At 59.2% G+C, this 11,673-nt stretch carries 10 protein-coding genes and 1 tRNA gene; 4 read left to right on the forward strand and 7 right to left on the reverse strand.

Features of this window, described 5'->3' with window-relative positions:
• Positions 1–38: 38 nt before the first annotated feature.
• From BS630_RS23075 to BS630_RS23100, 6 genes are all read right to left on the reverse strand, one after another.
• On the reverse strand, positions 39–788 hold the full coding sequence (locus tag BS630_RS23075; protein ID WP_077979183.1) for a ribonuclease activity regulator RraA: 750 nt from the start codon (positions 786–788) through the stop codon (positions 39–41).
• Between the two features lie 21 nt (positions 789–809).
• Entirely contained in the window at positions 810–1,973 is a 1,164-nt protein-coding gene (locus BS630_RS23080; RefSeq protein WP_077979184.1) for a mandelate racemase/muconate lactonizing enzyme family protein, read from the reverse strand.
• A gap of 32 nt (positions 1,974–2,005) precedes the next feature.
• On the reverse strand, positions 2,006–3,103 hold the full coding sequence (locus tag BS630_RS23085) for an ABC transporter ATP-binding protein (protein WP_077979185.1): 1,098 nt from the start codon (positions 3,101–3,103) through the stop codon (positions 2,006–2,008).
• 10 nt (positions 3,104–3,113) lie between these two features.
• Positions 3,114–4,001: a carbohydrate ABC transporter permease gene (locus BS630_RS23090; RefSeq protein WP_077979186.1), complete on the reverse strand. Its 888-nt coding sequence runs from the start codon at positions 3,999–4,001 to the stop codon at positions 3,114–3,116.
• Positions 3,998–4,957, reverse strand: a complete 960-nt coding sequence (locus BS630_RS23095; RefSeq protein WP_027663776.1) for a carbohydrate ABC transporter permease — start codon at positions 4,955–4,957, stop codon at positions 3,998–4,000. The genes BS630_RS23090 and BS630_RS23095 overlap by 4 nt, the downstream gene beginning before the upstream one ends.
• 72 nt (positions 4,958–5,029) lie before the next feature.
• Positions 5,030–6,508 (reverse strand): ABC transporter substrate-binding protein, encoded by a 1,479-nt coding sequence (locus tag BS630_RS23100; protein WP_017961866.1) that lies wholly within the window; start codon positions 6,506–6,508, stop codon positions 5,030–5,032.
• 208 nt (positions 6,509–6,716) lie between these two features.
• On the opposite strand from BS630_RS23100, the gene BS630_RS23105 reads away from it, so the two are divergent.
• From BS630_RS23105 to BS630_RS23120, 4 genes are all read left to right on the forward strand, one after another.
• A complete protein-coding gene (locus BS630_RS23105; RefSeq protein WP_077979278.1) occupies positions 6,717–7,427 on the forward strand; it encodes a GntR family transcriptional regulator in 711 nt (236 codons plus the stop codon).
• Positions 7,428–7,459: 32 nt separating this feature from the next.
• Positions 7,460–8,647 carry a mandelate racemase/muconate lactonizing enzyme family protein gene (locus BS630_RS23110; RefSeq protein ID WP_342588088.1) on the forward strand — a complete coding sequence of 396 codons (1,188 nt, stop codon included), beginning with the start codon at positions 7,460–7,462 and terminating at the stop codon, positions 8,645–8,647.
• A 62-nt stretch (positions 8,648–8,709) separates the two neighbouring features.
• Positions 8,710–10,071: a mandelate racemase/muconate lactonizing enzyme family protein gene (locus BS630_RS23115; protein ID WP_077979188.1), complete on the forward strand. Its 1,362-nt coding sequence runs from the start codon at positions 8,710–8,712 to the stop codon at positions 10,069–10,071.
• Between the two features lie 17 nt (positions 10,072–10,088).
• Positions 10,089–11,288 carry a mandelate racemase/muconate lactonizing enzyme family protein gene (locus BS630_RS23120; protein WP_077979189.1) on the forward strand — a complete coding sequence of 400 codons (1,200 nt, stop codon included), beginning with the start codon at positions 10,089–10,091 and terminating at the stop codon, positions 11,286–11,288.
• A 304-nt stretch (positions 11,289–11,592) separates the two neighbouring features.
• Here BS630_RS23120 and BS630_RS23125 read toward each other — a convergent pair.
• Positions 11,593–11,669: transfer RNA gene (locus tag BS630_RS23125), tRNA-Met, on the reverse strand.
• Between the last annotated feature and the right edge of the window lie 4 nt (positions 11,670–11,673).

Consider the following 11,673-nt stretch of genomic DNA (forward strand, 5'->3'; position numbering starts at 1 on the left):
CTCAGAAGGTTCGCGGCCCGCCGAGGGTAATCAATAGGCTAACTTCGGTTCTCCAAGCGGTTTGTTTTGCGCCACTCTTCGTACTCTCCGCGGGCATCGTCATGCAGCGGATAGTAGCGCTGCAACGACCCGCCCTCCATAAGCTTCACTCGCGAGAACTCCTCCCAATCGTGATGCTTTTGCGACTCTTCGATTACCTTCGCGGCCATTGCGACTGGAAGCACCACCACCCCGTCGTCATCGGCGACGATGATGTCGCCGGGGATCACCGTGACACCGCCGCAGGCAATCGGAACATTGACGGCATTGGGATAGATGCTGGTCTGCACATGGTAGTTGGGAGTCCAGCCACGCAGCCATAAAGGGAGATCCAGCTTCTCGACATTGGGCCGATCGCGCATGCACCCGTCGATTACGATGCCAGCGCCGCCTCTGCCTTTGAAATAGGTCGACATCATATCGCCAAAGACGCCCGAGCTCATGTCGCCGCGCGCGTCGACCACGACCACATCGCCCTCCTGCGCGTGATAGAGCACGTGCCGGTGCAACTGCGTCTCCGGATCGGCATATTCTCCCTCGGTGAAGAGGTCCGGCCGCTGCGGCATGAACTGGAGCGTCAGCGCCGGCCCGACGATCGACTTCCCGCGGTTCTGCGGCACGGGACCGACCATGTGCGGATTGCGGAAACCCATGTGGCCAAGCGTGCCGGAAACCGTCGCGGCGCCGATTTGCTTCAGTGCGTCGATCAGCTCTTTGGTGGGTCGCGTTATGTCGGGTGCATGCGTCATTTTAGGCTCCGGTGGATGAAACTACCAGTTCGTGACAGAACCGTCGCGGCGCTTCAGGTGAGGCGCTTCCCAGAAACGAAAGCTCTCCGCCTTGACCGCCTCTTCGTTGACCTCGACGCCGAGCCCCGGCAGATCGCTGACCGGATAGTCGGGTCCGTCGAGCCGTGGTTGCACGGGGAAGAAGTCGGAATTATCGAAGCCCAGCTTTGCTTCGGGAGCCCTGGTCTCGAGCCAAGCGAAATTCGGCACCGCGGCGGCGAGATGGATGGTCGCGGCCGTGCAGACCGGGCCGAGGGGATTGTGCGGCATCAGGTCCACATAGTGCGCCTCGCTCCAACCGGCGACCTTCATCGCTTCGGTGAGCCCGCCAACATTGCAAACATCGAGCCGGTTGAACTGATGGATGCCACGCTCGATGTAGGGCAGGAATTGCCACTTGCTGGCAAATTCCTCGCCGATGGCGAACGGGATGTCGGTCATCGTGCGCAGAGATTCGTAGGCCTCGGGTGTCTCGTCCCGTATCGGCTCCTCGAGGAAATCAATCACGCCACGGCCGAGCTTGTTACAGAAGCTCGCTGCCTCTGCCACCGACAGCCGATGATGATAGTCTATGCCGAGGACGACGTCGTCGCCCAGCGCCTCGCGCGCCTTGTTCAGCATAGTTGCGGTAGCGCCGATCGACTCCCGCGGTTCAAAGATGTCCTTGCTGTTTTGCCCGACGGGGAAGAAGCGGATCGCCTTCCATCCTTGTGCGCGTAGTTCGCGGGCTCGTTCGATGGCAACATCGCCCTCGGCCTCGTCGCCGGTCGAGGCGAAGGTAGGAATGCGGTCGCGCTGCTTACCGCCCAGCAGTTCGTAGGCCGGCACGCCCAGCGCCTTGCCCTTGATGTCGTGAAGCGCAATGTCGATGGCGGAAATCGCCGCCTGCAGAACGCGCCCGCCCTCGAAGTATTGGCTGCGATAAACTTCTTGCCAGATCCGACTAATCTGCATCGGATCGCGGCCGATGAGAAACTCGCGATAGTGCTCGATCGCGCCGGCAACGGCCTTCTCGCGACCGCTCAAGCCGCTCTCGCCCCAGCCGAAGATGCCGTTGTCGGTCTCGACCTTGACCAGCATCTGGTTGCGCGTTCCCACCCATACTGGATAGGGCTTGATTGCCGTGATTTTAAGCTTCGTAGTCATTCACGCCCTCGTTCGCACGCATCGGCTCTGTCTCAGTGGGCCTTGAGGGCCATTTCTGTTTCGCCGTCGAACAGATGCATCCGCTCCTGATCGAACTCGAGCCAAATCTGTTCGTCGGGCGCGACGGCAATGGTCGGCGGCACGCTGACGTTGACGATGGCGCCAGACAGAAACGCCTGAACGAAGGTGACGTCTCCGGTCGGCTCCACCGTGTAGGCCTTGGCAGGAATGCTGCCTGGCACCGCACTCTTGTGCAGCTTGATCGTCGAGTGACGTGCGCCGAGCACGACTTTCTTGGTTGTTGCCCTTGAGACCTTCTGAGCGTTTTCTGGCGAAAGCTGGAGGCGCCAGCCCTCCGCGCTGGTCAACACGGTGTTGCCGCTTGCCGTTGATGCCTCCAGCGGAACAAGGCTCATTGCCGGGCTGCCGACGAAGCTGGCGACGAACATGTTCACCGGATGGGCAAAGACCTGCGCCGGTGAATCGTATTGCTGCAGGTAGCCGCCGTTCATCACCGCCATCCTGTCGGCCATGGTTACCGCTTCGAGCTGGTCGTGCGTCACGTAGATGATCGTCGCCTTGAGGTCCTGGTGGAAACGCTTGATCTCCGACCGCATCTGCACGCGCAGCTTTGCATCGAGGTTGGAGAGTGGTTCATCCATCAGGAATACCGCCGGATCGCGAACGAGGGCACGGCCGAGCGCCACGCGCTGCTGTTGACCGCCGGAAAGTTCGCGCGGCTTGCGCTCGAGCAACTGCGTCATGTCGAGCACGCGCGCTGCTTCCTTGACCTTCTTGTCGATCTCGTCCCTTGGCAGTTTGCGCATCTGCAGCGGGAAAGCCAGATTTTTATAGACAGATTTCTGCGGATAGAGCGCGTAGTTCTGGAACACCATTGCGATGTCGCGGTCCTTGGGGTCGAGGTCGTTGACCACCCGGTCGCCGATGACGATGTCGCCAGATGTGATGGGGATGAGCCCCGCCACAAGATTGAGCGTGGTTGTCTTGCCGCAGCCTGAAGGACCGACGAGCGCAACAAATTCGCCGTCGTTGACCGTCAGCGAAACATCGTTGACAGCTTTGAAGCTGCCATAGGTCTTGACAAGATCTTTGAGGACCACGTGGGCCACCGGCAACTCCCTAGTGCTTGACTGCGCCCTCTGTGAGGGCGCGTACGAAGTATCGTTGCAGGACGAGGAACAGGACCACGACAGGCACGCTCATCATAAAGCTGGCCGCCATCAGGCCGGGAAAGTCCGTCGTATTTTCTGAGAAGAAGCGCTGAATGCCGACCGGCAGTGTCAGCTGCTCGTTCTTGGAGAGGAAGGTGTAGGCGTAGATGTACTCGTTCCACGCGCCGATGAAGGAATAGATCGCCGTGGCAATGATTCCTGGCGCCGAGAGCGGCATCACGATCAGGACAAAGGCCTGGAACCGCGTTGCCCCATCGATGCGCGCCGCCTGCTCGAGTTGCACCGGGATGTTGTCGTAGAAGCCCTTGAGGAGCCAGATTGCCAGCGGCAGTCCGAATGTGAGGTAAGTGAGGATGAGCGAGCTATGCGTGTTCACCAGCCCGATTGCGCGCATCAGGATGAAGAGCGGCACGAGAAAGATCACCGCCGGGAACATGTTGCGAAGCAAGACGGCGAAGAACAGAAAGTTCCGGCCTGGGAAGGTGAAGCGCGAAAACGCGTAGGCCGCAGGAACCGCCACGATCACCGAAAGGATGGTCGTGGCAGTGGAGACGAAAAGGCTGTTCCAGAAGAAACGAAGGAAGTCCTGACCGACGCTGTTTTGCGGATCGAGCAGCTTCTGGTAGCTGGCAAGAGTAGGTTGGTCCGGCCACCATTGCGGCGGGAATTGCATGGCCGCGAAGCCGGACTTGATCGAGGTGATCAGCATCCAAATCATCGGTAATGCGGTGTAAAGCAGCATGAACACAAGGAAGATGCGTCCGCCCCACCGCCATCCATCGACGCGCATACGGCGACGCGCCTGGCCTTGAGCAGTCTCGACAATCGTGCTCATTCGCTCCCGTCTTTCTGGTCGTTGCCGCTCAGCGCACGAACGTAGAAGTAGCCGAGCGACATCAGGATCAGGAACAGCAGCACCGAATAGGCCGATGCCACCCCCCAGCGCTGGCGGCCGAAGGCGAGTTCGTAAATGTGAGTGATCCAGATATGCGATGCATTCGACGGCCCGCCGCCGGTCATGATCCAGGGGATGATGAAAGAATTGAAGTTGGCTACTGCCAGCAGAAGGATCGTCACCGTCGAGACGTTTCTCAAGTGCGGAAAGGTGACGTGCCAGAACCGCTGCCATGCATTGGCTCCGTCGACTTTTGCGGCGCGCAGCAATTGGTCGGGAACCGTTTGCAGGCCAGCCATCATCATGATCATGGCGAACGGAAATTCTCGCCAGATATTCACGACGATCAGCGAGGGTAACACCGTACTGACGCTGTCGATGAAATTCGGCGGCCGGTCGCTCAATCCCAGGCCAACCAGCACTGAGCCAATGATCCCAAAGTCCGAATGGTAGATCCATTTCCAGATATATGACGCGGCAACCGCGCTGATGACCCAGGGAATGATCAGGATGGCGCGCAGGATGGCGCGGCCGGCGAAGTCACGATGAAGTGCGAGGGCGCAAGCGAACCCCAGGACAAATGCGATGAAAGTCGATCCCGCTGTCCAGATAAGAGTGTTCGAGGTAACCGTCCAGAACACCGGGCTTTTGAGGATGGCGGTGTAGTTGTCGAGGCCAACGAAAATCTTGTCCCGAAGCTGCAGACCAGGCGGTGTGTTGAAGAACGACAGCTCGATCGTGTAATAGATGGGGTAGGCTATGACGATGAGCATCACGGCGATCGCAGGAAGCACGTACGCGTAGTCAGCGCGATGCTCCCAGACCTTTCGCAGCACTCCGGACCTATGAGGTCGTAGTCGTCGGGAAACCTCGGCCTTCCCAGTCAAGATCGTCACCGTGCAGAGCCCTCATCCTTGGGAACAAAACCGGCTGCGACCGATGTGCAGCCGGTCAACGTTGGACTTGGACTAGAGCCCACCGTCCATCAGGTCTTTGACCTTCTTGGCTGCGTCATCTGCTGCCTGGTCGACGGTCATGGCCCCAGTCAGAGCATTCTGGAGCATGTCCGGGACGATGATGTTCATGATCTCGGGGGACTGTGGCAGTGCCGGGAACGGGATGCCGTAAGGCAGCATCGAGGTCGTGACATCAAGAAACTTGATGCTGTCCAGGCGTTCCTTCATCCATTTTGTCTTGAAGCCGTTGAGGTTTCCCGGGTTCGAGCCGGCATAAGCCATCTTCAGTGACCATTCGGGGCTTGTCCACATGCAGATGATAGCTTTTGCCGCCGGCTCGTCTACCTTGCCGCCTTCGACATATTCGGGCTTCAGGATGTGAATGTTGGAGCCGCCAAACACGACGGCACGCTTGCCGTCGGGGCCAGTCGGAATTAGGCCATAGCGCATGTTGTCGATCACGGTCTGCGCCTTGTCCTTGTCGGTGGCCGTCGCCTTTTTCTGCAGGTCGAGCATGACGTTGTAGTCGGACGGGTGCGAGATCATCATGCCGAGCTGGCCAGCGAGGAAGAGGGGCTGGTTGTCGGCCTGCTGGTTGGTGAGCGCCGAAACCGGAACCGACTTGTCGCGAACATACATATCGTAGGAGGCTTGCAATGCCGCTTTGCTCTGCGGGCTATCGAGCTCGACCTTCTTATAGGTCGGGTCGGCGGTGGCCTCGTCGAAGACGCCGCCGCCATAGGCCCACAGCTGCGGCATGAAGCGGTACGGCGTATTGCCGGCATTCTTGCGAGCCACGAGCCCGTAACCGGCAATGCCGAGCTTGTCGTGGATCTGCTTGGAATACTTGACGACGTCGTCCCAGGTTGCGGGAGCCTTGTCCGGATCGAGGCCTGCACGCTTGAAGATGTCGGCGTTCCAGATGAACGCCATCGTCTCGTTGTTGGTTGGAATGCCGTAGGTGACGTCCTCCCAGGTTACAGCCTTCATTGCGCCGGGCCAGAAATCCTCGGTCGAATACCCTACATCCTCAGGTTTGAGCGGCTCCAAATATCCCTTTGAGGCGAACTCGGTGCCGCCCAGGATTTGCAGGCGGACCGCCATGGGCGCTGCATTGCCCAAGAGCGCGGTCCGGAACTTGTCCAAGAGGTCGTTATAGGTGAGGGCTTGTTCCTCAAGCTGGATGTTTGGATAGGTTTTGCGGAAGGTCTCGAAGAACTCCTTGTAATACTGGCGCAGGAGGTCGGGGTCGCCCTCGAACACGCCCTGATACCAGAAAGTCAGCCGCCCCTTGTAGTCGAGAGGGGTGACCTTGCCGCAATCAGCTGCCGTGTCAAAATTCTGTGTGCCGGCAATGGAGCGCACATATTGCGGCGACCACTTGCTCAAGTCGACCGGCGCGCCGAGCGCCGACGCCGACATCAGTGATACCATCAAAGCAGTCGAGACAGTGCCGCGCAGGACGGCGCCGCCGAGTGAAATCCTCGTCATAGGGTATCCTCCAGGTTCTCCTATGCCGCTCTGCGTCGAAGCGAGCGGTCTTTGTTCCCCGGCCGCGGGACTCTCCACCCAATGTATCCCTTTGGCCTAATCATACGTTTTCAGATTGTAGATTGTCTGTCAATTGAATAAATCGTACATTGTTTACAGAAGGCTGGCGTGATATCCGAGCAATGTGTGTATTGATTTGGGGACAGCCTTGGCCGAAACAAGCGATTTTAAAGCAAAGCCACCCGAAGGCATCGACGCTATCGGGGCCTCCAGCGAGGGCGCCTCGCTTTATCAACTGATCAGGGACGACATCATCGAAGGGCGGCTCGCTGCCAACGAGCGGCTTGTAGTCACCGATCTCGCCCGGCGCCACGGCACCTCGACCAACCCCGTGCGCGAGGCTTTGCAACTGTTGCGCGGGGAGGGCTTTGTCACCCTCATTCCCAACCGCGGAGCGCGCGTCCGGCCCATAGATCAGGATTTTGTTCGGGACATCTACGAGATAGGAGTCTTGATCGAGCCGGCACTAACGCGATGGTTCGTGAACATGGCCACCGTCGAGGACATTGCTGAACTCGAACGCATCCAAGGCCTCATTGAAGAGAACAACTTCGCCGACACGTTAAGGCACAGCGAGCTGGACACCGCCTTTCACACCGTAATGTACCAAAAGCACTACAACCGCCATGCCGCCGAGCTTTGGTGGAAGCATCGCGAAGTGCTTCGAGCCGTGAGCCGGCGTTTCAACTTCACGCTCGCCCGGCGTGCCGCGATCCTTAGCGAGCATCGCGAGCTCATCGCGCACGTAAAAGCGGGAAATGCGAACGAGGCAGGCGAACTCATTGCACGCCATGTCGAGGGCTCCGGCCGGCACATCCTCGAACACATGCGCGCGCGTAACGCCGCTCGGGCAGGATAGAATACATAGCCTGGATTATCGCTATCCCGAACATTTCAGTAAAGGCAGTTGAGATGAAAATCACCAGCGTTCGGCCGTGGCTCATCAAGTCCGATGCTTCTTATTGGGGAGAGTTTCTGTTCGTCGAAGTAACGACCGATGAGGGGGTGAGCGGCTGGGGAGAGATCACCACCACGACGAGGCTCGCCAATCGCGCCCTCTGCACGATCCTGAGGCAGATCGGTGCCGCTGTGACAGGCGAGGACCCGGCGCGTATCGAATATCTGTGGCACAAGATATTCCGCAGCTTCACCTACATGGGCAGTCGCGGCGCCGCGGTCGAATGCGTGAGCGCCATTGACATAGCTCTCTGGGATATCCAAGGCAAAGTCTTGGGTAAGCCGATTTACGAGCTGTTGGGCGGGCCGGTACGCGATGAAATTGCTCTCTACACCCACCCCAACCAGGCTAAATTTACCAGCAATGAGGCTGTTGTCCGCGAAATTCGAGACATCGTCGAGTCCGGCCACACTGCGCTCAAGTTCGATCCTTTCCCCCAACAAGGCCGCACCGCCGACGGACAGCCTCGCGAACAGCGGGACGGCTACCTCGATGGCAGCATGACCCGCAAGGATGAGCGCGAAGCCGCCGAACTCACGGCTCTGATCCGCGAAACGGCGGGCTCTGATGTCGACATCCTCATCGATGCGCATGGCCGCTTCGACGTTCCCACCGCCATTCGCCTTTGTCGGAGCCTTGAGGAAGCCGGTCAGATCGACTGGTTCGAGGAGCCCTGCCCACCGGAGAGCCTCAATGCGCTTAGACAGGTCCGTGAGAAGGTCAGCGCCGCTATCTCGTGGGGCGAGCGCGGCCATACGAAATGGGATTTCGTGGCGGTGCTCGAAAACAGACTGGCTGATTACATTATGCCTGATGTCACATGGACCGGCGGCATTACCGAACTCAAGAAGATTTCTGCCCTATGCGAAGCCTACTACATTCCCGTCTCGCCGCATGACGCGGCAGGGCCGATCAACGTGGTTGCGGGAGCGCAGGTGATGATGACCGTTCCCAATTTCTACAAACTCGAAACGTCGGAGTGGAACCTGGGCAAATACGATCACCTCATCGACAGGCCACTCGATGTCTCGAACGGCAGCCTCAAGCTTACGCCCAAGCCTGGTCTCGGCGTTGAAATGAACCGCGACTACCTTCAAAGCCACGAGATAGAGCTGGACTAGCAACCCCTACACCGCCCCAGCGTGGGCGGCGGCAGCCCCGCGGACTAAAACGAGGATAAACCATGCTAGAGGCAGATGGAGCCGACGAGGCGCTCAATCGTGTGAACACGCATTCCAAGCCGTCCGACCTTCGCATCACCGACTTGCGGGTAGCCGAAATCACCGGCGCTCCGTTCGCCTCAGTGCTGCTTAAGATTTACACCAATCAGGGCATCGTCGGGCTTGGCGAGGTGCGCGACGGTGCCAGCGCCACCTACGCGCTGATGCTGAAGAGCCGGCTACTTGGCGAGAACCCTTGCAATATCGATCGACTGTTTCGCCGGATCAAGCAATTCGGCGGGCACGGCCGGCAAGGCGGCGGCGTATCGGCGGTGGAAATCGCGTTGTGGGATCTTGCCGGCAAGGCCTATGGCGTCCCCGTCTACCAGATGCTCGGCGGCCGTTTTCGGGAGAAAGTGCGGGTCTATTGCGATACCGACGCCACCGTGCCGAGTGGCACCGAAACCGGCAAGCGCCTCAAGCAGCGCATGGAGCTCGGCTTCACCTTCCTCAAGATGGATCTGGGGCTGATGCAGATCGCGGATGTGCCCGGGGCGGTCGTGTCTCCTGCCGGCTCACTTGAAGGCTACCGGGACCACCCCGGCCGCGGTCCGCTGAAGACCATTGAAGAGCGGCGCGTGTGCAACGCTGCATACGATTTGCATAACGTCCCACACCCATTTACCGGCCTCCACTTTTCCGACAAGGGCCTCGACTTCCTTGAGCAATACATTGCCGAGGTTCGCGAGGTCATCGGCATGGATGTGCCGCTCGCAATCGACCATATCGGCCATATCTCGATGCAGAGCGGCATCCGCCTTGCCAGGCGAATTGAAAAATACGTGCCAGCCTGGCTCGAGGATGTGATCCCGTGGCAGTATACCGATCAATACCGACAACTGCAGGACGCCACCACAGTGCCGATCTGCACTGGCGAGGACATATACCTCAAGGAAGGCTTCGAGCCTCTGCTCAAGAGCGGCGGCGTCTCCGTTATCCACCCGGACCTGCTCACCAGCGGGGGCATCCTCGAGACCAAGAAGATCGGCGACATGGCACAGGACCGGGGTGTCGCCATGGTCATCCACATGGCAGAAAGTCCGATCGCAGCAATGGCCGCGGCACATGTCGCGACCGCGACTGAAAACTTCATGGCGCTCGAATACCACTCTGTCGATGTCGACTGGTGGGACGATATCGTCACCGGCCTTCCCAAGCCACTGGTGAAGAACGGCTTTGTCACTGTTCCAGACAAGCCGGGCCTGGGGATTGATGACGTCGTCGACGAGGTGATCTCGCAGCATCTGCAGCCGGGTGTCACCGGCATCTGGCTGCCTACGGATCACTGGGACGATGAGTATTCCTGGGACCGCACCTGGAGCTGAGGCGAAAAGGAACAAAGATGAAGATCACCGATCTCCGCTGCGCCGTCATCGGCAGACATCCAATCGTCCGCATCGTCACGGACGAGGGCTTCTATGGCTTGGGCGAAGTCGAATTCACCAAGACCTACCTCAAGCCCTGGGTACTGCATTTCCGCGAGGCGCTGATCGGCGAGGACCCGACCGATGTCGAAAGAGTAATGTTGAAGATCCGTCAACGCGGCTCTTTCAAGCCGTACGGCGCGGCGGTAAGCGCTATTGAGCATGCCCTGTGGGACATTGCCGGCAAGGCCGCGGGCGTGCCCGTCTATAAACTGCTCGGCGGCAAGGTGCGGGACAAGGTGCGCGTCTACAATGGTTCGATTCGCCAGGAACGCAGGGGCGACCGGCCGGAGGATTACGCCGCCGACGTCAAATGGATGATGGAGCAGCCGCAGAACTTCTTCATGGTCAAGCAAGGAATCTCCTTCCACTCCAACATGAAGGACACTTTCGAGTACTTCCACTACGGCGTGACGCAGAAGAAGGCAGGCTATCACGGTGCCATGGATCAGGGCATGATCAGCGAGCGCGGCTTCAATCACATGCTCGACTGCGTGATCGCGATGAAGGAAGTGCTGGGCGACAAAGTCAGCCTAGCGCTCGACTGCGGCCCGGGCTGGATGCTGCCTGATGCGATTAAGTTCGCTCGCGCGGTCGAGAAGTACAATTTGATGTGGCTCGAGGACATGCTGACTGGCGACTACGTGCCGTGGGTCAATCCGCAGGCCTATCGGGAACTGACAACCTCCACCTCGACGCCAATCCACACTGGTGAGCAGATCTACCTGCGGCACAATTTCAAGGAACTGATTGAGACGCAGGCGGTACGCGTCATCGGCCCCGATCCAGCCGATGTTGGCGGCATTGCCGAGCTCAAATGGGTCGCCGAGCACGCCTACATGCACTCGATCCTGATGGCACCGCACGGCATCGCTAACGGCCTGCTTGGCCTCGGCGCGTTGATCAATGTCTGCGCCACCTTGCCGGCAAATTACATCGCCTTCGAATATCCGACCGCCTCCGATCCCTGGTGGCAGGATCTGGTAATCGGCTTGCCGCCGCAGATCGTTAAGGACAGCATGGTGGACCTACTGGAAGCGCCGGGGCTTGGCCTTGATATCGACGCCGAAGCGGCCAGGAGATATCTTAGCGAAGAGGATGCGGGCTTCTTCGACTGAACCTCCCTCCCCTCTATATCGTCGGCGATCGCAGCCGCTGGGAAACCTTGCCTTACTTCAGGGAGGCAGCGAGTGAAAGATCCGGATTACCGCATCCTGGATGCCTGCCTTGACTCACTTTTGGAACGCAAAAAGCCCGCACGGGGCGGGCTTTTGAGTATGTGTATGTTGGAATTTGGTTGCGGGGGCAGGATTTGAACCTGCGGCCTTCAGGTTATGGTCCGCAGGACGACGAGCTACCATCGCCAGCGAAGATGAAGTCTTCGCGCCAGCGATATTGCTCATGAGTGTATCTGGTAGGATTTGGTTGCGGGGGCAGGATTTGAACCTGCGGCCTTCAGGTTATGAGCCTGACGAGCTACCGGGCTGCTCCACCCCGCGCCTA

Source organism: Rhizobium laguerreae (assembly GCF_002008165.1).
In the GTDB taxonomy this organism is placed as follows: domain Bacteria; phylum Pseudomonadota; class Alphaproteobacteria; order Rhizobiales; family Rhizobiaceae; genus Rhizobium; species Rhizobium laguerreae.

What these genes read in the sequence shown, in the direction of transcription:
- BS630_RS23075 (WP_077979183.1), bottom strand. Translation starts at nt 788, where the DNA reads ATGACGCATGCACCCGACATAACGCGACCCACCAAAGAGCTGATCGAC.
- BS630_RS23080 (WP_077979184.1), bottom strand. Translation starts at nt 1,973, where the DNA reads ATGACTACGAAGCTTAAAATCACGGCAATCAAGCCCTATCCAGTATGG.
- BS630_RS23090 (WP_077979186.1), bottom strand. Translation starts at nt 4,001, where the DNA reads ATGAGCACGATTGTCGAGACTGCTCAAGGCCAGGCGCGTCGCCGTATG.
- BS630_RS23100 (WP_017961866.1), bottom strand. Translation starts at nt 6,508, where the DNA reads ATGACGAGGATTTCACTCGGCGGCGCCGTCCTGCGCGGCACTGTCTCG.
- BS630_RS23115 (WP_077979188.1), top strand. Translation starts at nt 8,710, where the DNA reads ATGCTAGAGGCAGATGGAGCCGACGAGGCGCTCAATCGTGTGAACACG.
- BS630_RS23120 (WP_077979189.1), top strand. Translation starts at nt 10,089, where the DNA reads ATGAAGATCACCGATCTCCGCTGCGCCGTCATCGGCAGACATCCAATC.